Below are 23,440 nucleotides of genomic sequence, written 5' to 3' on the forward strand. Positions count from 1 at the left end.
TAACTTATCAAAGCTTTGTGCGGTGCGTTACAGCTTCCGCCTAACACACCTTACATATAATTTATAAATGGTCTCATAATCAACCGGACATAACATAGCAGTCATAAATCATTCGTGAACAAGAAGCTCCCCGACTTCTTAAAGAAGTCGGGGAGCTGAGTCTCTACAATCTGAACTTTATCGCTTCACTTAAGACTCAGCACTTTCCACCTTTGCAACTTCTAGCATTGTCTTTAATACAGAATCGGGATTTAAACTGATGGAATCAATTCCCTGTTCTACTAAGAATTGGGCAAATTCTGGGTAGTCACTGGGTGCTTGTCCACAAATGCCAATTTTGCGCTGACGTTTTTTAGCAGCTTCAATGGCCATTTTCACCATTTGCTTGACGGCGGGATTGCGTTCATCAAATAATCGGGCTACTAAAGCGGAATCTCTATCTAAACCCAGTGTTAGCTGAGTCAAATCATTGGAACCGATGGAAAAGCCATCAAATACCTCTGCAAATTCTTCTGCCAAAATCACGTTACTTGGTAACTCGCACATTACATAAACTTGCAAGTTATTAACGCCTTGCTTCAAACCATTTTTTGCCATCTCTGCTAATACTAAACGCCCCTCATCAGGAGTGCGACAGAAGGGAATCATGGGGATGACATTTATTAAACCCATCTCATCCCGAACTCGCTTGATAGCTTGACATTCCAAGGCAAAAGCGGCTTTATAACCAGGATCGTAATAACGTGCTGCACCTCGCCAACCTAGCATCGGGTTTTCTTCGCTAGGTTCAAATTGTTTACCACCTAATAAATTGGCATATTCATTACTCTTAAAATCTGACATCCGCACAATCACAGGTTTGGGATAGAATGCTGCGGCAATTCTGGCGATACCTTGGGCTAATTTATTAACAAAATACTGTGGCTTATCATCATAAAGTGAAGTGATTTCTGCAATTTCTGCTTTCACTTTTTCATCTTGCAATTGGTCGTAATTAAGCAACGCCATTGGATGAATTTGAATTTGATTCGCAATAATAAATTCTGTCCGCGCTAAACCTACGCCATCGTTGGGAAGCGCAGATAAACTAAAAGCTTCCTGAGGATTACCGACATTCATTAAAATTTGCGTGCGCGTGCGGGGTAAGTTTTCTAGGGGGACTTCTTTGACTTCAAATGGTAATAGTCCGGGATAAACTTTGCCGTCTTCGCCTTCAGCACAGGAAATTGTGACTTCTTGACCATCTTTTAAAACTTGTGTGGCATTGCCGCAACCAACGATCGCCGGGACACCCAATTCTCGTGCAATAATCGCTGCATGGCAGGTACGTCCACCAGCATTGGTAATAATTGCACTGGCGCGTTTCATAATTGGTTCCCAGTCGGGGTCTGTTCTCTCTGTAACTATTACATCCCCAGGTTTAAATTTGTCGATGTTGTGGACATCTAAAATTACGCATACTTTGCCTTGGCTGATGGCTTCGCCAATTGCACGTCCTGTTACTAGAGGTGTTGGCGCAGATTCTTTACCTGTTTTCAAACGGTAGCTACGCAAGACATTTTCATTCTTCTGTGACTGCACAGTTTCCGGACGCGCTTGCACAATAAATAATTGATTGGTGATGCCATCTTTTGCCCACTCAATATCCATTGGGGTGTAATTACCGTTAACTTGGGAGTAGTGGTCTTCAATTACACAAGCCCAACGCCCTAGCTGTAAGATTTCTGCGTCATCAAGGGCAAATTTGGTGCGATCGCTTTCCGGCACAGGTACATTTCTTGTTAATTTACAGTTATCGTCCCCTTGAACTGTTAATGTATGCGCCTTATCCGTAGCACAAGCAATTAAATCTATTTCTGAAGTCGGAACATATACCATTTTGATTTCTTTGCTGCCCAATTTCTTATCAAGAATTGGGCGGAAACCGGTTTTTAATGTTGGCTTAAATACAATATACTCATCGGGATTTACTGCACCTTGAACAACGTTTTCTCCTAAACCGTAGGCGGCGGTAATTAAGGCTGCATCCTTAAACCCGGTTTCTGTATCAATAGAAAACATGACTCCAGAAGTTGCTAAATCAGAACGCACCATTTTTTGTACACCAACTGATAAAGCCACATCAAAGTGATCAAATCCTTTCGTATGGCGATAGGAAATAGCGCGGTCAGTAAATATAGAAGCAAAACATTTATGGCAAGCGGTGATTACTTCGTCAACACCAACAATATTTAAATAAGTTTCTTGCTGTCCAGCAAAACTAGCATCTGGCAGGTCTTCAGCCGTTGCACTAGAACGAACTGCGACATCTGTTTGGGATTGGTATTGATCAGATAAACTTTGATAGGCTTTAGCAATTGCCTCACGCAACTCTTCAGGAAACGGTGTGTGCAATAATAGCGATCGCGCTTTCTCTCCCCTTTCCCGTAAATTGTTAACATCCTCAATATTTAAGTCGGAGAAAAGTTGGCGTAACTTCGCTTCTAAACCTGCTGATTGGATGAAATAACGATAAGCATAAGCAGTGGTTGCAAACCCCATTGGCACATTTACACCTTTGGGGGTTAATTGTTGAATCATCTCTCCCAAGGAGGCATTTTTTCCACCTACTAGGTGTATATCTTTAATGCCTACTTCATCAAACCAAAGAATGAGCGATCGCTCTTTAGAAAATGAAGTCAACGTTTGATGAGATACTGTAACCATAAATGTTATCTCCCAAATATATACTCTGCCTAATGAGCTTTAAATTTATTGAATAACTTTGATCCCTAGCACCTAGCAGGCATTTTGACGCTTGTTCAGCATCCAGACTCTCTTATTGGTGCTTAATGTTTCCTTTGGGTTAACGATAACAAATAAATTTAGATTTTGGGGGGAAGACGCAGCATTCCTTAAAATAGTACATTTAAGGTCTACAATTTATTCATCCTTAGTTCTAACTAGAAAAAGGTTTGCGTGCCACAAAAGCTACAATTCCTTTTGGTAAATGATAGCTGCCATAACTACGGGTTATTTGAACTCGAAACCCTAAATTACGAAGGTCTGTAGAGATTTGTGTAGATCTGTATAATTTCACCCGATGAATTTCGTCATCTCGTCTATAGTTTTCTCCTACTTTGCGGAAGGTAATTATCCGACGAGTTAAAGTAGCTTGTGAAGGATTTTCTTCTTTTTCAACTAATACAATCCAGTCTTTGCCCTCAGTAAATTTCTGAGTTGTCTTGCCTGGACTAACCTGTCCTGCTTGTGCAATATCGAATATCAGAACTCCACCAGGATTTAATGCTTGATATATGCGTCCAAAAAGCTGAATTAATGTCTGGCGATTATTATCAGGATCAAACAAGTAGCTAAAGCATTCACCAATAGAAATAACAGCATTACATGGAGGGATATCAGTCTTGAATAACGAACTAACTCGAAACTCAGCTTTGGGAACTCTTGTTTGGGCGATCGCAATCAATGACTCAGAAATATCAACGCCCAATACCTGATAATTAGCTTGAGAGAGTTTTTCTGCCAATAATCCACTACCACAACCCAAATCAACTACTAAACCTGAGTTTATTTGGTTTTCTGCGAGGATGTTCAGAATACCTGGGGCAGATTTGAGAGCAAAATCACGAAAACCGTCATCATGAATAAAAGCTAGATCTTGTTTATACCACTTATTCATATTCAGATTTAAGCGTTGGTTATTTAATATTAAAACGAGATAATTTTTTTAGGGATGCGTAGACGCGTACTGCTTCGCAGAACCCGCAGGCTAGCGGCTTGTCGTCAGACATCGCTTTTAGGTTTCGTAAAATTTAAACTCATCACTACTGAATTAAGATGTACACATCTTCTCTCTATGAAACCGATTTTTATGCTTGGACTCAAGAACAAGTAAGTTTGCTAAAAGCGCAGCAGTGGGAGCAACTAGACACAACTAATATTATTGAAGAAATTGAAACTTTGGGTAGAAAAGAACGCCAAGAATTGCGAAATCGTCTAGGAGTGTTGTTAGGGCATTTGTTGAAATGGCAGTATCAATCTCAAAAGCGTACTAGCAGTTGGTTGAGTACAATTCGAGAACAACGTGTCCAGATAAAATTGCTTCTAGAGGATAGCCCAAGTTTAAAATCATATCTTCATGACATTTTTCTAACTGCTTATGAACTTGGTTTAGCTTTAGCAATCAGAGAAACTCAGTTAGGTGAACAAGTTTTTCCCGAAGAATGTCCTTATAACCCAGAACAAATTATGAACCCAAAATTTTTACCAGAACCGGACGGGCTTGAGGTTCAATCAGAGTAATCTAGCAATACTATTTCATTTATAAACGACTCGTAAAGGCATTCACGAATTTTTCAATAAATAAAAAATTGTAGAGTGTAATATTCTCACTCTACAAAATTCAACTATGACAATTCTTAGATAGCATGACTGTGTGATATTCAGCCCATTTATAAATCTTCCTTTCCTAAAATTTGCGCTCTTAAAGAGTCAATCTCTGCTGCCAATTCTTGACGAGTTGAGGCACTGAGCAGATAGCGAAACACAAACCAGGTTGAGTAGACAATTCCAATCAACTCTAAAGTTGGTTCTAACAAGGGAATATCATTAATTACATCCAGTAATGTTAGTACAACTTTTAGAGTAATAATTGCTGCTAAAACTAAACCAAAATTAATTACAGGTAGTTTATACGCTGCCCAAAACTTATTGAAATAGTAAGGCGATTGATCTAAAAATTGAGATATTTTATCAATTATTTGCTGCCATTGGTTTTCGGGTTGGCTAGCAGGTGGTAGCTTTGGCAAATTTTCAGTATCCACACCTGTTAGAGCAGTTGTACCCGTTGAAGGTGTGACATTCTCAGATTCTAATTTTTGTTGTTCGAGTGCCATACTTCTATAATTTTAATAATCACAAAAATTTTACTAATTACGGAATAAATCAGTAGCTAGTTTAACTTTATTTTAATACTAGCTACTGACTATCATACCGCGTTTTAAGTAAATTTATGTCCGCCTATTAATTTATATTTGTTGTTAGCCTTTTTATTGCTTTGCTGGGGCAACAACTGCTTTGTTAACTACGTTTTTCACGCCTTTAATTTCTTTGGCTAAAGGCTGAATTTTGTTGTACTGATCCTGATTATTCACAGTACCATTTACAGTAACTGTGCCTTTATCATCAGCCGCAACTGTTAGTTGACCATCAGGAATATTTGCTTCTAACTTAGAGCGAACTTCAGTAGCTAAATCGCCTTTATCTCTGTCGGTATCACCGCCAGTAACATTATTGCGCTGTTCATTGGCGCGAATATCTTGATTAAGTTGTCTTCTGCGGACTTCGCTTTGAGCGTCTTGTTTTGCTTCTTGAGTGGTTTCAGCAGCTGGTGATGCTGGATTTTGATTAACATTATCTGGTGCTGACTGAGCGGTTTTAGAAGCATCGTTACAAGCAGCAGCACCAACTAGTAGTAAGCAACTAATAAAGAAGGGAGCTAGTTTTTTCATTTTAGTTAATGATAGATAAATGGGAGATGTGGATTGTTTACTCAAAAGAGTAGGGAGAGAAGAGGCAAGGGGGAAGGGAGCAGGGGAGCAGGGGGAGAAGAGGCAGTGTGAATTAATTGGCGAAAGTAGCGATCGCCTTTTAACTTTGGTTAAACTGTTTCATCACGACGGTCGATGATGGTTACAGCAGGATCGTGATTGCTACCTACTGGATAGTTGCGACCGCTTTCGATCACGGGAGTTTCTTCATGTCTGTTCCAGTCGCCTCTATTAACATCAGTAGCGTCAAAGATGCCAAAGTCTTCAATACCACGACGTTTGAGGATGGTTTCTGCGTGTTGGATTTCCGCTTCTGTGCCGTCAACCATGACTAAGTAATGACCACGTTGGAAGCGATCGTTATAGACTCTAGCGCGGTCTTCAGGAATACCTAAACCGACTAATGCACCAACTAAGCCACCTGCGGCTGCACCAATAGCACCACCTGCCAAAGTTGTGGCGATAGCTGTCGCTACTGCACCACCAGCAATCACAGGGCCAATTCCCGGAAGTGCCAAAGCACCAAGACCGACTAATAAACCACCTAAACCGCCTAAAGCACCGCCTGTAGCGGCTCCGGCTTTAGCACCGTCATCAGCTTTATTGCCAACACCAGCTACACCATGACCATCTGTGTCTTTAGCGATGAGTGAGACTCGATTTAGAGGAAAGCCAGCATCGCGCAGTTCATTCAGTGCGGCTTCTGCATCTCGACGATGGGAAAATACACCAATAGCACGGCGGTTGGTGTGGATGGGTGCAGTACCATGATTCCCATGAGCATCGGGATGGTTGTAAATCCCATACTCTTCAATTCCACGGCGTTGCAGGATGGCTTCTGCTCTGGAGATTTCATCATCAGTGCCATCAACGATAATTAAATAGCCGCCTCTTTCTACTCGTTCGTTATAAACTCTGGCACGTTCTTCTGGAATGCCTAAACCAATCAATGCACCCAGTAAACTACCAGCAACCGCACCAATACCAGCACCAGCCAGAGTTGTTGCTATGGCGGTAGCTGTTGCCCCTGCCAACATAATCGGCCCGATACCAGGAATTGCGAGAGTGCCAAGACCGACTAATAAGCCAGTTAAACCACCTAAAGCACCACCTGTAATTGCACCAGTTTTGGCACCTTCGTCAGATTTATCTCCAACTCTATCGCTGACTTGGGTACCAGCAATGTCATCACTATTTGAATTTCTGGCAATTACAGAAACTCTATCCATTGGGAAGCCAGAATTTTTCAATTCATGTAGTGCTTCTTCGGCATCCCTACGATTAGAAAATACACCTACAGAACGTCTACGTATACCAGTAACCATCCTAACTTCTCCTATAAGTTAAAATTTCTGTTGCACAAATTTATTGAATTCAATAATCCTATTCGTAGCGTTTTTTGATTAGTTTTACATCAATCTGTCGGAATAAGTGCCTAATCTGTCAACAGATATAGGTGTCTGCAAAATAATACGAAGAAATAATTTAAATTAGATAAATATAATCAGATACAGGTTGCATAAGTACTGCTCGCAAAACATTAATATTATTGGTATTCACGCTTTTACACTGTGCTAATTGATATGCTTTTTGCTGTATATTAGTTTGGTTTAATAGATATAATTATCTTATTGAAATTAAATAAATCTATAAAAATAAAAAGACGCAGAGTTAGAAAAACCTCTACGCCAGCCTAGAAATTATATGTTTAAATATCGAATAGTTTTAGCTAGTAACTACTTGCCAAATTTTGATTTTTTTGTCAGAGCTAGCACTAACAAGAAACTTCCCATCAGGACTAAGAGCCAGAGAGCTTATTGTACCTGAATGACCCGTGAGTGTATATAGTATTTCATTTGTAGAAATACGCCAAATATTAATTGTGCGATCGCCACTACCACTAAACAGTAGTTCTCCATTCGGACTAATCGCAATTGATTTCACTGCATCTGAGTGGCCGTTAAGAGTATGCAAGAGTTTGCCTGTGATCAAATGCCAAATTTTAATAGTTGTATCGGCACTACCGCTAAACAGAAGTTGTCCATCAGGACTAATGGCAATTGATTGTACCTCGCCTGTATGACCTGCAAGTGTGCAGATTGGATCACCGTTGCGCGGGTTCCACAGTCTGATTTTGCTATCGGAACTACCACTGGCTAGAATGCTACCATCGGGGCTGATGGCCACAGCATGAACAGCAGCTGAATGCCAAAGTGTACAAATGCGATCGCCTTTATGCAAGTTCCAAATTTTAATTTTATTACTGCCAGTAGCGAGAATCTGCCCATCAGGACTAATATTTACAACATTGACTGGTTTTTGATGTCCTAAAAGTGTGTGAATTAATTGACCAGTTTTTAAACTCCAAACTGTAACATTACTTCTTGGATGTTGGCAGCTACCAACAGCTAAAAAATTACCATCGGGACTAATAGCTACTGATGAAACTTCACCTAAGTTACTTGTAAGGGTGCGGATATGTTTTCCGCTTGGCAAATTCCAAATATTAATAGTTTGGTCAGCACAGCCACTAACTAAAATCTCACTATTAGGACTAATCGCTACAGATGTAACTTTGCCGGAATGACCAGTTAAGGTATGAATGAGTTCAGGAGATTCTAGAGTGCGTTTGTGTTTCAGATTTGCAATGGCTGCTAAAAGTTGGTCTACAGCTGCACTATTTTGGCGATCGCCTACTGCTGTAAAATATTCTTTTAACTTATAGATATACTCCTGATCTTCGATTTTGATTGCAGATTGCATTGCCTGTAATGGATGTAAAAATTCCCCAGTGGTAACTTGGCGCAACTCCAACCATGTCGTGATTGAATAGTCTACCTGTTCCTGCGCCCAAGTGCGATCGCTCAGATGGGTTAAACTTTGTGCTAATTGTAAAGCCAACTCTGGCACCCAATAACGCCGCTCCTTTTCCAGAGCCTGATAAACTTGTTGGTAACCTGTAGCATATACCCTGAGTAAGTTGTCATCAGCCATTGTCTGTGTATCTGACAATCGGGTATCTTTCAGCAAACTAGGCAGCAATTGGGGTAACAAAGGCTGTACATCATGATGAACTAGGTGATAAGCATCTACTACCCAAGCAGCAACTAAGCAGTGGCAGGTAATTAAAACTTGGCTAAATTTAGCGATATCCTGATGATTAATTTGGTATTTTAACGACAATTTACTAGTATCAATACCTTTAGATTGCCATTTTTCTAACTTTTCTAAAATTGCCAAATTCTGAATATTATCACCACCTAGCTGATTAATTTCTTCTATGTCTTCTCCTATAGTTACTAGTTCATCTCTAGTTTTTTTCCACTCTAAGGCACGACTTTTAGCAAACTCCTGAATAATATCTTTATAAGCTAGGCGAGAAATTGTCTTATAAAAATAATTTTCTTGTCCTAAACCCCAATAAGCAATGCGAAAATTTAAATAATCACCATCATGCTCTGACTCTAATACTAAAATCGGCTCTGTTTTTAACATACTAAACAAAGCCTTAATGCTAGATTCACTATGAAAACGTTTACTATCCCAAGCTCCTGCTAAGAATTCTGTTGGTCGGAGAGGATCATGCAAAGAGTAATTTGTATTAATAAACTCACGCAAACCCTCAGCTAAAGTTCTCTCTATTTCGGAAACTTCTTCATGATTAGACTCAAACTGGTCAAACTTAATTTGCGGAGGAGCCAGAAAAATTTTTAGTGGCGTATGTTTGTGATGATGATTTCCTAAAATTTGGGAAGGGTATAACCTTAAAGGCCAGCTATCAAGAACTTTATTCATCTCTGGTAATTGAAGAGATGTATCTCTCTGTTGCTGTGCTACTTGTAATTGCGTTTCTCGGTGGTAAACAGCTAATTGCTTTTGGAGATTTTTTTCTTGTTGAAATTCTTCTTCAGCATTTTTATTATTAGTTGTAATGCTGACGAATTCAAGCACCTCTTCGATGACTTTCGGAAATTGATAAGTAGTTGTAGCCAGCCCTTCTTCTGTTCTCTTTTGTACTAAATTTACAACCACAGGTGCAAACTCTAGCACTAGTTGAATTAGTAATCTTAACCCTTGTTCCATAAAGGGATTCCTGTTAGATAATTAACCTTAAGTTTTTGTAGCAAACAAATTTGTGTAGCAGCTTGTCATTAAATAAAATGAGATTCATCAGAGAAATTAATCACTATAATTTATAGTACTACTTACCGGACTCATCTTTGCCAATAACTCTAAATTCAATGTTTATGGCGGTTATTAAGCAATAATAACCATGCTCAAATAGCAGAGAGAGAATCATAAGTAGAGGGACATAAATAATTGTAATTAGGAAAAGGCAGGAGGCAGAGGGCAGGAGGGAAGAGGTTTTTAGCTATTTTGCCCAAGACTTATCTAGTTAAGTTTATTTGTGCCTTCCTCCTACTTAATATAATCCTATAAAAAAATTATGAGCGTTTTATCTAGCGATCGCAACTGTGATTTCAGTCTAAGATAGCAGCAAAATTAAGGAAACCAATTTTTTAGTAAAAATTTAAAAGCCTGCATAATTGAAAATTTTGCAGTTAAACGAAACTTATTTCCATAATCAACAAGTAAATTAGAATTAGATGCACCGCATCAACCTCTGCTAACTGATAACTGTTAACTGATAACTGCTTATGCGTGCAATGCTTTTAGATGCACCCCATCAACCTCTGCACCTAGTTGAGTTACCGATACCGCAACCTCAGCCTGAACAAGTCTTGATTCGTGTTCATGCTTGTGCTGTGTGCCGTACAGATTTGCATATAGTTGATGGAGAATTGACTCATCCAAAATTACCTTTAGTACCTGGACATCAAATTGTCGGTACTATTGAGTCTATGGGAACCAGCGTTGATAAATTTTATGTAGGTCAACGAGTTGGAGTACCTTGGTTAGGGCATACTTGCGATCGCTGCCGTTACTGTCTCTCCGGTCGTGAAAATCTGTGCGATTTTGCCCAGTTTACTGGCTATAACCTAGATGGCGGCTATGCAGAATATACTGTCGCTGACCACCGCTTTTGCTTTGCCTTAGATCCTAGCTTTCCTGATTTGCAAGCTGCACCTTTGTTGTGTGGTGGCTTAATTGGTTATCGTGCCTACAGCATGACAGGCGATGCAGACAAAATTGGTTTTTATGGTTTTGGTTCTGCTGCTCACATTTTAATTCAACTGGCTCACTATCAAGGTCGTCAAGTTTTTGCTTTTACCCGTTCAGGAGATATTGCCGGACAGAAATTCGCCCGTCAACTTGGTGCAACTTGGGCAGGTGACTCAGAAATTTTACCACCAGAACCTTTAGATGCAGCGATAATTTTTGCACCTGTAGGTAAGTTAGTTCCAACCGCCTTACGTGCAGTTAGTAAAGGTGGAACCGTCGTTTGTGCAGGTATTCACATGAGCGATATTCCGTCCTTTCCTTATGAAATTCTTTGGCAAGAAAGGATGTTGCGGTCTGTGGCTAACTTAACTCGCAAAGATGGGGAGGAATTTCTCGCCTTAGCACCTAAAGTTCCTATCCGTACTGCGGTGACTGCTTTCCCTTTAACCCAAGCAAATCAAGCTTTGAATGCGCTTCGCAGTGGTCAAATTGAAGGTTCCGCAGTTTTAATAATTGATTAAAAACAATAGACTTGTACTTTTTTCTCAGGCTGAAATTTAACTAATCAAATAAAAATCCTTTCAGTAAAGCTGAGATAAAATTTATAATAAATTTCAGTAAAGTTATCGGTTTTAATAGACCTCAGAACACAGCTAAATATATATTTATTTTTGATTTTAATTATCAATAATGCTTCTTTGACTTGTTCTGTGTTTAAGAATTAGGCACAAAAAGGCTGTTAGACATAATAGCTTAAATAATGCTTACAAAATATTGATCTTTATTTTGTTTAGTGCTTTGGGAAATTGGCGCATTACTTAAATAGCAAAACCTGGTATTCACTTGATAAATCATGCATTGCGAAACCTAGATTAAGTTTCTGCTTCCATTAAAATTTTTTTATTGCCATAAACAAAGATGTTAGTAGAAAAAACTCAGCCTATCTACAGTATTCCTTCAATTAGAAATTATCGATGGTCAGTTCATCTAGACTTGTTAAGAGGATTAGCGGCTATACTAGTTCTCCTTGACCATATGAGATTTTTATTATTTGTAGATTATTCAGAAATTACCAATCCTACTTTTTTCAATAAAAGGTTCTATTTCTTTACAGGATTAGGACATCAATCTGTGATGATTTTTTTTGTTCTCAGTGGTTTTTTTATCTCTGCTAGCGTCATCAGAACAATTAAGCAAAAACAATGGTCATGGGTTAACTATTTAATAACTCGCTTAACCCGTTTATATATTGTTTTAATTCCGGCTTTATTTTTAACTGCGTTTTGGGACTTGCTTGGGATAAAAATTTTTGGTACTGGTCAAGATAGCTTTTATGGAGAAAAGTTCCATAATAATTTTTTAGCAACATATAAAATTTGGGAAAGTTTAACTTGGCAAAATTTCTTAGGAACCATTGGGTTTGTTCAAAAAATATTTGTAAACGAATTTGGTTCCGATAAAGCAGTTTGGAGTTTAGCTTATGAATTTTGGTACTATATACTTTTTCCAGCAATTATTTTATGCGTTTGTGTTAAATCTCTAAAATTACGTGTTTTATATGGTGTTCTAAGTTCAGCCATATTATTAATGGTAGGTTCAGAGATTAGACTTTACTTTATTGTTTGGTTAATGGGTGCATTAGTTAGTATAGGTTCTACTTCTAGATATATTAGTAGAAAGATAATTTTGAATTTACTGATTTTCTTTTCTACCCTTACCCTTGTAATTAGTTTAAAAATTGAGAATTTCGTAGCTAGTGAAAAAGTAGCAGACTTTATCATAGGTATTGCTACTGCTGTATTGATATATTTTCTAGCTAATGACCGTAGCCAAATCCAAAAAGTAGGATTATACGAAAAATTTGCTCAAGGTTTAGCAGGATGTTCATATACTCTTTATCTGGTTCATTTGCCTATACTTTGCTTTATTAGAGCCTGTATCATTGGCGATCGCCCTTGGGAACCAGATGTTTTTCACGTACTTTTAGCTCTGGGGATAGTTGCATTTGTATTTTTGTATGCGGTTGTAATATATTATTTCACCGAGGCGAAAACAGACAAACTCAGAAAATTGATCATGTCTTGGGTAAAAAGTAGAAATTTAAATCAAGCCTAGATATTTCTCATGAAAAAGTAGAGACGTAGCAATGCTACGTCTCTACTTTTTTGATCTGATGATCATTATGTTAATATTTAACGCCTTTAACTCAAGCTTGTTCTTCACTTCTAAATGAATGGGCTACTATCTACCAATTATCGGCTGTATCTTTGTTATAAGGTTCGCCTGTAAAAGGCTGTACCCCAGTATTGGGATACTGATCATCAGTAGGGCCAAAAATTCGCATTGCGGCTTCAGAAATGTACTGGGTTACGCTTGCCAGGATTTTGGAAATATCCATAATCTGAGACTCCTTATTTTTGAGTCCGTTTAATTGTTATGTTTCTACTGTAATTCTGATATTCTCACCTTGCTCATATTCTCAATATATTGACAACTTGTGCAACACTTTTTCAGATAGCTTCGCAATACTTTAGATTGCCAACAATTTGAACTTCTATCTTTAATTCTAATTATATCAAAACTCTTTGCTTTCACTCATTTATTTCACAAATAAGCCGAAGGATATTACTATAATAAACTATTAAAAAATATTAAATAATAGCATAATATATAATTATTTCCCTGCGTTCATCCCGATTTATGGCAGGTTATTACTTAATTTTTTCGACCTATTGACATTATTTATGGTAAAAATTACCATAATATGAAAGTAGCATTCTTGTAAGGACACTCTTACATGGCAACTATCCCAGACTTGGAAAGCTACCAGCACCAAGACCTGACACTCTCTGCGGCTGATTACAGCTTGCTTACAGACCTTTACCAGCTGACAATGACAGCTTGTTATATCGGTGAAGGATTAGAACAAAAACGGGCTAGTTTTGAGTTATTTGTGAGGCGATCGCCAGAAAATTTTGGCTATCTAATTGCAATGGGTTTAGAGCAAGCTCTAGCATATTTAGAAAAGTTAAGTTTTAATCATGCTCAAATTGCGGCTTTACAAGCAACCGGAATTTTTGCTAAAGCAAGCGATCGCTTTTGGTCATTATTAGAGACAGGAAAATTTACAGGCGATGTCTGGGCAGTTCCCGAAGGCACAGCCGTATTTGCTAATGAGCCATTGTTGCGAATTGAAGCACCATTATGGCAAGCACAACTGGTAGAAACTTATCTATTAAATACCCTCAATTATCAAACTTTGATTGCCACCAGGGCAGCACGGTTACGTGATATTGCTGGAGAAAAAGCCACACTTTTAGAGTTTGGTACACGACGGGCATTCAGCCCCCAAGGTGCTTTGTGGGCAGCAAGGGCAGCCTTAGCCGGCGGATTAGATGCCACCTCCAATGTGTTAGCAGCCCTACAGTTAGGGCAACAACCAAGTGGTACTATGGCTCACGCCTTAGTTATGGCGTTATCAGCAATGGAAGGCAGTGAAGCAGAAGCTTTTACGGCGTTTCATCGGTATTTTCCGGGTGCGCCATTATTAATTGACACATACGATACCATCGCGGCTGCTGAAAGGTTAGCGGCAAAAATCAATGCTGGAGAATTGGAATTATCGGGAGTCAGACTAGACTCTGGTGATTTGGTGAGTTTGTCAAAACAAGTGCGATCGCTTTTACCAAATGTGCCGATTTTAGCTAGTGGCGACTTAGATGAATGGGAAATTGCCAGACTCAAGGCGGCTGGGGCTGTAATTGATGGCTATGGTTTGGGGACACGACTGGTTACAGGTACGCCTGTTAACGGAGTTTACAAGCTTGTCGAAATGGATGGCATTCCAGTGATGAAGCAGTCTAGTGGTAAGGGGACTTACCCAGGACGCAAGCAGATTTTTCGGTCGTTTGTCGGGGGTAAAGTACAAGCTGACAGGTTGGGGTTAGTTACAGAAACACCGCAATCAGAAACGCCTTTACTGCAATTGGTAATGAAAGAAGGTGAACGGGTGCAATTGCCAGAAACTTTGGCAGAAATTCGCCAACGAACTGCGATTTCGGTGGCGAGTTTACCAGAGGAGACACGGCGGTTGTCGAATCCTGTTGGTTTACAGGTGGAGATTTCTGCACAGTTGCAGGAGTTGACGGAGAAGACGAAGAGACTAACCGCAAAGGACACAAAGAGTGCGAAGTAAGATGATGAGAATTGCTTTATTTGGTACAAGTGCCGATCCGCCAACGGCTGGGCATCAAGAGATTTTAAGGTGGTTGTCGGAACGTTATGATTGGGTAGCGGTTTGGGCGGCGGATAATCCGTTTAAATCTCATCAAACGCCTTTAGAACATCGGGCGGCGATGCTGCGACTGTTAATTGCCGATATGGAAGCACCACGGCACAATGTTGCAGTAGCACAAGATTTGAGTAGCTGGCGGACACTGGAAACAGTAGAAAAGGCGAAACAGCATTGGGGCGAAGAAGCTGAATACACCTTAGTAATTGGTTCAGATTTAATCAATCAACTACCACGCTGGTATAAAATTGAAGATTTATTACAGCAAGTGCAACTTTTGATTGTGCCACGACCAGGATATGCGCTAGAAGAATCTACCTTAGAGGCAGTGCAGAAACTCGGAGGAAAAATTGCGATCGCCAGCCTTATGGGTCTAAATGTCTCCTCGACAGCCTATCGTGAACATGGAGATACTGAAGCTCTCATAGCTCCCATTGTTGCCTATATTCATCAACAGCATTTGTACAAATGCCAGGACGCAACCACAAAAAGATTTCAACTCCGCTAGATCAACAACCTTTGGCTGATTTTAAAGTAGGTGTTGATAATGTAATTTTTTCTGTAGATACTACTCAAAATCGACTTTTGGTTCTCTTAGTCATGCGACAGCAAGAACCATTTTTAAATCAGTGGAGTCTTCCTGGTACGTTAGTGCGTCAAGGCGAATCTTTAGAAGATGCTGCCTATCGCATCATGGCCGAGAAAATCAGAGTCAACAATCTCTATTTAGAACAGTTGTATACCTTTGGCGGGCCAAATCGCGATCCGCGGGAAGCAACTGATAGTTATGGCGTGCGTTATTTATCAGTTAGTTATTTTGCCCTCGTCAGATTTGAAGAAGCAGAATTAATTGCCGATAAAGTCTCTGGAATTGCTTGGTATCCAATTAAACAAGTGCCACAATTAGCCTTCGACCATAATGAAGTTTTAGCTTATGGTCACAGACGACTGCGAAATAAATTAGAGTACAGTCCGGTTGCATTTGAAGTTTTACCAGAAATGTTTACCTTAAACGATTTGTATCAGTTGTACACCACAGTTTTAAGCGACAACTTTTCTGATTACTCTAATTTTCGGGCGCGTCTACTCAAATTAGGTTTTTTGTGCGATACCGGAGTAAAGGTATCACGGGGTGCTGGTCGCCCAGCTAGTTTATATAAATTCGATGCTGAAGCTTTTGCACCATTTAAAGATAAACCTTTGGTGTTTATTTAAACAGGCAATAGGCAATAGGCAATAGTAATTTATTTTTGGCTATTGACCAATGACAAATGACTAATGACAAATAACTATGAAAATTGCGATCGCTCAACTTAATCCTACAATTGGTGACTTACCTGGCAACTCCCAAAAAATTCTCCAAGCAGCACAACAGGCGGTAAAGACAGGCGCACGTTTATTGTTAACCCCAGAACTTTCTTTGTGTGGTTATCCACCAAGGGATTTATTACTCAATCCCAGTTTTGTGTCTTCTATGGAGATGACATTACAACAATTAGCCAGAGACTTGCCACCCAAGTTAGCTGTTTTAGTAGGAACTGTTGACCACAATACTAAATCGCAGATCACTGGCGGTAAAAGTTTATTTAATAGTATGGCTTTGTTAGAAGAAGGCAAAGTCAAGCAAATGTTTCACAAGCGGCTTTTGCCTACTTATGATGTATTTGACGAACACCGCTATTTTGAACCTGGTTTACAAGCTAATTATTTCACCTTAGATGGTGTCGATATCGGCGTAACCATTTGCGAAGATTTATGGAATGACGAAGAATTTTGGGGCAAACGTAGTTACGCAGCTAACCCGATTGCAGACTTAGCAATTTTGGGTGTAGATTTAATTATCAATTTATCAGCTTCGCCTTATAGCGTCGGCAAACCGCAGTTTCGAGAAACTATGCTCAAGCATAGCGCAGTGCGTTTTCAACAACCGATGATCTATGTTAATCAAGTAGGAAGTAATGATGATTTAATATTTGATGGTCATAGTTTCGCCTTGAATGACCAAGGTGAAATTATGTGTCGCGTTCGTGGTTTTGAGACTGACTTAGTAAATGTTGAATTTAACGAGACACAACGAGATTTACAGTTAAGTTCTTTAAACCCTGTATGCGAATCAGAAGAAGAGGAAGTTTGGCAAGCCTTAATCTTAGGTGTAAAAGACTATGCAAAGAAATGCTGCTTTTCTAAAGTCGTATTAGGATTAAGTGGCGGTGTAGATTCGGCATTAGTAGCAGCGATCGCAACTGCTGCACTCGGTAAAGAGAATGTCCTTGGTGTCCTCATGCCTTCTCCTTACAGTTCCGAACACTCTGTAAATGATGCCTTAGCATTAGGAAAAAATCTCGGAATTGAAACTACTATCTTACCCATAGGCGAGTTAATGCAAGGCTTTGATCAAAGTCTCGCTGATTTGTTTGCTGGCACAGAATTTGGCATCGCCGAAGAGAATATTCAATCCCGGATTCGCGGTAACTTATTAATGGCGATCGCCAACAAATTTGGCTATCTTTTATTATCCACAGGTAACAAGTCAGAAATGGCTGTTGGTTACTGTACCCTCTACGGCGACATGAACGGCGGGTTAGCTGTCATTGCTGATGTTCCGAAAACTCGCGTTTATAAAATTTGCCATTGGTTAAATCGTCATGGCGAAGTTATTCCCCAGAATGTCCTAACCAAAGCCCCCAGTGCGGAACTCAAACCTGGCCAAGTTGACCAAGACTCCTTACCCCCCTACGAAGTTTTAGACGATATCTTGCAACGTCTAATTCATGACCATCAATCAGCAGCCCAAATAGTTGCAGCTGGTCACGACTCAATCATTGTAGACCGAGTAATTCATATGGTTGCCCGTGCTGAATTTAAGCGGCGACAAGCACCCCCCGGATTGAAAATTACCGACCGCGCCTTTGGGACTGGCTGGCGAATGCCAATTGCTAGTAGCTGGGTAGCAATCAAAAATGCTTATCAAGCAAGATCTATGCCTACCTCTACCTTGGCATCTAAGGAATAAACTTGATAAATCTGGACAAAGTGGGCATTGCTTTAATTTTTTAAAATATGCCCACCCTACAAAGTCTATTAGAAATGTGTATTTTGTAACTGAGTGCGGTAGACATTGCCTTAATTTTTTAAAACATATTTCCAGACTTTGCCAAAGCAATGCATACCTAACTAATACCAATTCGCAATTCGCAATTCGCAATTCGCAATTAAGAAAATCAGATATGGTATGGCTTTTGAGGTTTGAATGTGTTGCCTCATTTTTTTAGAGAATTGGGATAACTACTTTTACGGAATTCAATTACCTAGAATTGGATCGTAAAGTAATACTAAAAATCTTGGCTGAAATTTGAAGCCGCGAGTATAGTTTCAGACAACATCTCTCAGAGAAATGATGTTTATATTTAATTTTGGGTAAGGGAATCAAGGTGCAATATGAAATTACAAGATTTTTTGGGTAAAGAAGAAAAATGGGGATTTGAAGCGATCGCCAAAGATGAAGATTTAACTCGCCAGATTCAAATATTATTAATAGGCTTAGGTTTATTAGAACCCCCCGCAGATGGCAAATTTGGGCCAGTAACTGCTGCGGCTATCAAAAAATTTCAAGAATTAAAAAAAATAAACGAACCAGACTATATCGGAGTAACTACTGCTAAAGAATTAATTGAAACCAAACCGGATGATTTACCTAAACCTCCATTAAAACTTGGTAATGACATTGCCAGCAAAATCGTGAAGTATATGCTGGCACAAAATTATCAAGTATTCACTGGGTCTAAAGAATACAACATTGTTTATGTTGAGGGCATGGATGGAAACTGGAGCCTTAACAGTGATAGACCCAATGAATTTAACGATCGCCGGATTGTTATTGAGGTAGTAAATGGTGTTCCTAAAATTGTAGATCACTGGCAAGCGACCACAGAACCAGGCCGGTATTACACTTTAAGCCCGATGAATCCTGAAGGCGCGGCCAGAATCAAGTTTGGCCAATACAAAGCTTGGGCTGTCGGTATGCATGGCAATGCAGAACGCCACGAAGCATTAGTACAAGTTGCACCAATTACAGTTCACCGCGACTTTAACAAAGACTTTATGCGGACTGGCGACAAACTAGATACAGGTCTTTTCTTTGTGAATCAACATTGGGGTTATGATGCACCCAGTAATGATATTAAAAATGCTAGTGCTGGCTGTCTGGTAGGACGGATGCGACAAGGCCATCGGGAATTTATGTCCATCATCAAACAAGACCGACGCTATGTAGCTAATAATGACTATATCTTTTATACAACCGTAATTCCTGGCGATGATTTATTGAAGAAGTTTCCCGGATAAAATTTAGCTCTTTAAACTTGCTCAGACCCTTGGCTTCTTAAAAAGTCAGGGGTCTTGTGGTTCAAGAAGCATTTAAGCCTTATAGATCAATACTGTTCGGTTAAAGGGGAAAGGGGAAGAAAAAACCTTCAATTAACTAAATTAAGCTTTAATTTAAATGGGTACTTTTTTGCTGCAACTGTGGACTCATGTTTAGCAATTGCTGTTTAATTCATAATAAATCCTTAAAAATAAAGAAGTTATTCAAAAATTATGCTAGATACTAAACCTCGTGACGTGCAAGTACTGCCCATTGCTACTGATACAACAGTACTGCGATCGCGCAGTTGGGCAAGATTGAGATTTGAAATAGAATATGCCTTAGCCAAAGGAACTACGGCTAACTCTTATTTAATTCAAGCTGACAAAATTGCTTTGATTGACCCACCTGGGGAAACTTTCACACAAATTTACCTGGATGCATTGCAACAGCGTATTGATGTCAAAGCAATTGATTATGTCATTCTCGGTCACATCAACCCTAACCGCGCCGCCACTTTAAAAGCTTTATTAGAAATTGCGCCGCAAATTACCTTTGTTTGTTCTAATCCTGGGGCGATAAATTTACGCGGTGCTTTAGAAAATCCAGACTTACCAATTATCGTGATGCGGGGGGAAGACACCCTAGATTTGGGTAAAGGACATAACCTGCAATTCATTCCTACACCTAACCCCCGCTACGCTGATGAACTCTGCACCTACGACCCGCAAACCGAAATTCTCTACACAGATAAGATGTTTGGGGCGCATATCTGCGGCGACCAAGTATTTGATGAAGGTTGGGAAGTAATTAATGAAGATCGCCGTTATTATTATGACTGTCTCATGGCTCCCCATGCGCGGCAGGTAGAAACAGCTTTAGATAAACTTGCTGATTTTCCAGCACGTTTATATGCGACGGGACACGGGCCTTTGGTGCGTTACGGCTTAATTGAGCTAACTAAAGCTTATCGTCAATGGTGTCAACAGCAAACATCTGCTGACTTGACGGTAGCTTTAATTTATGCATCAGCTTATGGCAATACCGCAACTTTAGCCCAAGCGATCGCCCGTGGCATTACAAAGGCTGGTGTAGCTGTAGAATCAATTAACTGCGAATTTACTGAACCAGAAGAAATCCGCGCGGCGGTGGAAAAGTCGGCTGGTTTTGTCATGGGTTCGCCAACATTGGGAGGTCATGCACCGACACCAGTACAAACAGCTTTAGGGATTGTTTTATCCACAGGAACTAACAATAAGCTTGCAGGTGTGTTTGGTTCCTTTGGTTGGAGTGGTGAAGCTGTTGATTTAATAGAAAGTAAACTTAAAGATGCTGGCTATCGCTTTGGTTTTGATGCCATCCGCGTCAAGTTTAAACCAGATGATGCGACTCTGCAATTGTGCGAAGAAGCTGGAACTGACTTTGCCCAAGCACTGAAGAAAGCCAAAAAAGTGCGATCGCAAAGTGTACCCGCTACGAATGTCGAACAAGCTGTTGGGCGCATAGTTGGTTCCTTGTGTGTGCTGACAGCCAAACAAGAAGATAGAGCCAGTGCCATGTTAGCCTCATGGGTAGCCCAAGCTAGCTTTAATCCACCGGGGTTAACTATAGCCGTTGCCAAAGACCGGGCAGTAGAACCATTAACGCACTCAGGTAATCAATTTGTCCTCAACATTCTTAAAGAGGGCAATCACATCGGCTTGATGAAGCATTTCCTCAAACCCTTTGGCCCTGGACAAGACAGGTTTGCTGATGTTGCGACTGAAGAAAGTGTCAATGGCTCTCCTATACTTGCGGATGCTTTAGCTTACTTAGAATGTACAGTTAAAAACCGGATGGAATCTGGTGATCACTGGCTGGTTTATGCCACTGTAGAAAACGGTAAGGTTTTAAATCAAGATGGAGTGACGGCTGTGCATCATCGCAAGTCAGCTACGCATTATTAGGAGTTTTTTAACGCAGAGTAACGCTGAGGTTGGCGCAGAGGTACGCAGAGTATATCTTCTCTGTGTACTCTGTGGTTCGTTTTTTATTGAGTGAGAATAGCATGGGTAAACTTCATCACATCGAGTATAAAGAGTGATTGCGAATTACTTTTTAGATGTTGGGGTAATCTGTGTTCAAATTTCTCACCAAACTTGACTATTTACTTAAAGAAACATTCTTGGGGTTGTTGCGTGGCGGCTGGATGAATTGGGCCGCTGTTAGCACTGTTGCGGTGTTACTATTTTTATTTGGCTTGAGTCTGCAAACTTCTTGGCAAGTAGAAAAACTCCTCAATCAATTCGGTAGCCAGTTGGAGGTTTCTGTATATTTGGAACCGGGAGTTGAGGCTAAAAGTATAGAGCATTTAGTCGTGAAAATGCCGGAAGTTGTGGCGATGCAAAGCATTTCCAAAGAAGAAGCATGGCCAAAATTAGTCAAAGATTTGGGAATTGCGAATATTGACGGTGCTACTCAGCAGCTAGGCGAAAATCCGTTAGTTGATGAGATGAAAGTAAAAGCGCGCAATTCTCAAGTAGTACCAGTTTTAGCGACTCATCTAGCTAAATTGCAGGGAGTGAATACGGTGCAGTATGTAGATGAAGCTGTCAAACGCATCGCCCAGTTGCACCGAGGTTTGAATTGGTTTACGGTGACAATTACTAGTATTTTGACTTTAACGGCGATCGCTGTCACTACCACCACCATTCGTCTAATTGTCGTAGCACGGCGGCACGAAATTGAGATTATGCAACTAGTAGGTGCAACTTCTGCATGGATTTATCTGCCGTTTATTTTACAAGGAATCTTGTTTGGTTTGGTTGGCGGTGCGATCGCTTGGGCTTTTATTTCGGTGATTGAACAATTTTTAGGCAAGTTATTGGCTAATCAACCAGAATTTATCCAATTTATAGCTAATGGTTTGCAACTTGCACCCTCACAAATTTTATTATTACCGCTTATTCTCTTAAGTTTCGGTGCAACGGTAGGATTAATAGGAAGCTTATTTGCAGTACATCGATTTGCTAAAGCATAGTTAATAGTTAAGAGTCATCGATGATCTTTATTAATACTCTTTGCGCCTTTGCGTCTTTGCGTGAGCCTTAAAATTCTTGTTTTTCAAAATTCGTGCAAGAATTCTAATAACAAATGACCAAGGGCTAAATAACATGAAATCTCAATGGGCATCTTTATTACAAAATCTCGGTGAATGGCAAGGTTCTTTCACTCGAGTTTCACCCCAAGGTGCGCTCTTGAACGATGTTAAAAGCGTAGTTTCCTTAGAAGGATTGAACGATAATCAAACCATCCGCCAAATTGTTCGCCGCGAAGGGCAGGAAGATTTAGTCCTAGAATACAGTTCTCTAGCTAAGACTACACTTTTTTTTGAAAATGGCGCATTTTCCCAAGGTTCGATTCAGTTAGCACCTTTTACCGAATTTGGTGCAGAACTCGGTTTAATTAATGAAAATCGCCGCTTACGTTTAGTTCAATTATTTGATAAAAACGGACAGCTAGATAAACTAACTTTAATTCGTGAACATTTAGCAGGAACAGAACCAGTAGAAAACCCTCCCTTATCAGTAAATGATTTGTTGGGAGAATGGCGTGGTGAGGCTATCACGATATATCCTGACTGGCGATCGCCCGACACTTACACTTCAACTTTAAAATTGCATTTAGATGACACTGGAAGATTATTGCAGAGCTTGACTTTTGGGGAGCGAACAATCACTTCAACAGCAACTATCAATGGTTCTATCATTAGTTTTGACCAAAATCCGCAAAATCAGGTGCAAGTTTTACTATTACCTAACGGTGCTTCCGCAACATCTCCATTGCAAGTAAAGTTACGTCAACCTTTATTTTTAGAAGTGGGTTGGTTAATTCAACCTAATCTTCGCCAGCGTATGGTTCGTAGCTATAGCGATAAAGGTGAATGGGTGAGTCTTACATTGGTGACTGAACAAAAGGTGTAAACGGTTTTGATACTATTTCATCTGACTCCCCTTATACTGCTGAAGTGATTTATAGCGTTTCTCAGTCTAAAGAAGTACAGTAGCAACAATGGGTAAACCAATTATAAATATCATTTAAAGAGACTTGGTTAAAAGCATTTTCAATCGCTTT

At 39.8% G+C, this 23,440-nt stretch carries 18 protein-coding genes; 11 read left to right on the top strand and 7 right to left on the bottom strand.

Annotated elements, in window-relative coordinates; genetic code table 11:
• Positions 1-189: 189 nt before the first annotated feature.
• Together ppsA and H6G76_RS20850 are read right to left on the bottom strand one after the other, a co-directional pair.
• Positions 190-2,706, bottom strand: coding sequence for a phosphoenolpyruvate synthase (ppsA, locus tag H6G76_RS20845; protein ID WP_190704909.1), 2,517 nt, complete (start codon positions 2,704-2,706; stop codon positions 190-192).
• Positions 2,707-2,938: 232 nt separating this feature from the next.
• On the bottom strand, positions 2,939-3,679 hold the full coding sequence (locus tag H6G76_RS20850; protein WP_190704912.1) for a trans-aconitate 2-methyltransferase: 741 nt from the start codon (positions 3,677-3,679) through the stop codon (positions 2,939-2,941).
• Positions 3,680-3,837: 158 nt separating this feature from the next.
• Between H6G76_RS20850 and H6G76_RS20855 the strand changes: the two genes are divergently transcribed.
• On the top strand, positions 3,838-4,302 hold the full coding sequence (locus H6G76_RS20855; protein WP_190704915.1) for a DUF29 domain-containing protein: 465 nt from the start codon (positions 3,838-3,840) through the stop codon (positions 4,300-4,302).
• Between the two features lie 149 nt (positions 4,303-4,451).
• Here H6G76_RS20855 and H6G76_RS20860 read toward each other — a convergent pair whose 3' ends face one another.
• From H6G76_RS20860 to H6G76_RS20875, 4 genes are all read right to left on the bottom strand, one after another.
• The gene (locus tag H6G76_RS20860; RefSeq protein ID WP_190704917.1) at positions 4,452-4,895 is read right to left on the bottom strand and encodes a CAAD domain-containing protein; all 444 of its coding nucleotides are present in this window, start codon (positions 4,893-4,895) and stop codon (positions 4,452-4,454) included.
• Positions 4,896-5,048: 153 nt separating this feature from the next.
• Complete coding sequence (locus tag H6G76_RS20865) at positions 5,049-5,510, bottom strand: BON domain-containing protein (RefSeq protein ID WP_190704920.1); 462 nt, start codon at positions 5,508-5,510, stop codon at positions 5,049-5,051.
• Positions 5,511-5,659: 149 nt separating this feature from the next.
• Positions 5,660-6,874 (bottom strand): histidine kinase, encoded by a 1,215-nt coding sequence (locus tag H6G76_RS20870; protein ID WP_190704923.1) that lies wholly within the window; start codon positions 6,872-6,874, stop codon positions 5,660-5,662.
• A 400-nt stretch (positions 6,875-7,274) separates the two neighbouring features.
• On the bottom strand, positions 7,275-9,632 hold the full coding sequence (locus H6G76_RS20875) for a WD40 repeat domain-containing protein (protein WP_190704926.1): 2,358 nt from the start codon (positions 9,630-9,632) through the stop codon (positions 7,275-7,277).
• Between the two features lie 575 nt (positions 9,633-10,207).
• Here H6G76_RS20875 and H6G76_RS20880 point away from each other — a divergent pair.
• Both H6G76_RS20880 and H6G76_RS20885 read left to right on the top strand, forming a co-directional pair.
• On the top strand, positions 10,208-11,194 hold the full coding sequence (locus tag H6G76_RS20880; protein ID WP_190704928.1) for a zinc-dependent alcohol dehydrogenase family protein: 987 nt from the start codon (positions 10,208-10,210) through the stop codon (positions 11,192-11,194).
• A 397-nt stretch (positions 11,195-11,591) separates the two neighbouring features.
• Entirely contained in the window at positions 11,592-12,788 is a 1,197-nt protein-coding gene (locus H6G76_RS20885) for an acyltransferase (protein WP_190704931.1), read from the top strand.
• A gap of 130 nt (positions 12,789-12,918) precedes the next feature.
• Here H6G76_RS20885 and H6G76_RS20890 read toward each other — a convergent pair whose 3' ends face one another.
• Positions 12,919-13,071, bottom strand: coding sequence for a hypothetical protein (locus tag H6G76_RS20890; protein WP_190704932.1), 153 nt, complete (start codon positions 13,069-13,071; stop codon positions 12,919-12,921).
• 399 nt (positions 13,072-13,470) lie between these two features.
• On the opposite strand from H6G76_RS20890, the gene H6G76_RS20895 reads away from it, so the two are divergent.
• From H6G76_RS20895 to H6G76_RS20930, 8 genes are all read left to right on the top strand, one after another.
• Positions 13,471-14,868 (top strand): nicotinate phosphoribosyltransferase, encoded by a 1,398-nt coding sequence (locus tag H6G76_RS20895; protein WP_190704936.1) that lies wholly within the window; start codon positions 13,471-13,473, stop codon positions 14,866-14,868.
• A gap of 4 nt (positions 14,869-14,872) precedes the next feature.
• On the top strand, positions 14,873-15,472 hold the full coding sequence (locus tag H6G76_RS20900) for a nicotinate-nucleotide adenylyltransferase (protein WP_190704962.1): 600 nt from the start codon (positions 14,873-14,875) through the stop codon (positions 15,470-15,472).
• Complete coding sequence (locus H6G76_RS20905; RefSeq protein ID WP_190704939.1) at positions 15,433-16,179, top strand: NrtR DNA-binding winged helix domain-containing protein; 747 nt, start codon at positions 15,433-15,435, stop codon at positions 16,177-16,179. The genes H6G76_RS20900 and H6G76_RS20905 overlap by 40 nt, the downstream gene beginning before the upstream one ends.
• Before the next feature lie 76 nt (positions 16,180-16,255).
• Positions 16,256-17,977: an NAD+ synthase gene (locus H6G76_RS20910; RefSeq protein ID WP_190704942.1), complete on the top strand. Its 1,722-nt coding sequence runs from the start codon at positions 16,256-16,258 to the stop codon at positions 17,975-17,977.
• A gap of 425 nt (positions 17,978-18,402) precedes the next feature.
• Positions 18,403-19,308 carry a peptidoglycan-binding protein gene (locus H6G76_RS20915; protein ID WP_190704945.1) on the top strand — a complete coding sequence of 302 codons (906 nt, stop codon included), beginning with the start codon at positions 18,403-18,405 and terminating at the stop codon, positions 19,306-19,308.
• Between the two features lie 252 nt (positions 19,309-19,560).
• A complete protein-coding gene (locus tag H6G76_RS20920) occupies positions 19,561-21,273 on the top strand; it encodes a diflavin flavoprotein (protein ID WP_190704947.1) in 1,713 nt (570 codons plus the stop codon).
• Between the two features lie 170 nt (positions 21,274-21,443).
• On the top strand, positions 21,444-22,346 hold the full coding sequence (locus tag H6G76_RS20925) for an ABC transporter permease (RefSeq protein ID WP_190704950.1): 903 nt from the start codon (positions 21,444-21,446) through the stop codon (positions 22,344-22,346).
• A 133-nt stretch (positions 22,347-22,479) separates the two neighbouring features.
• Positions 22,480-23,289: a DUF3598 family protein gene (locus H6G76_RS20930; protein ID WP_190704953.1), complete on the top strand. Its 810-nt coding sequence runs from the start codon at positions 22,480-22,482 to the stop codon at positions 23,287-23,289.
• The last annotated feature ends 151 nt before the right edge of the window (positions 23,290-23,440 follow it).

The sequence above is a fragment of the Nostoc sp. FACHB-152 genome (assembly GCF_014697475.1).
GTDB lineage: Bacteria > Cyanobacteriota > Cyanobacteriia > Cyanobacteriales > Nostocaceae > Nostoc_B.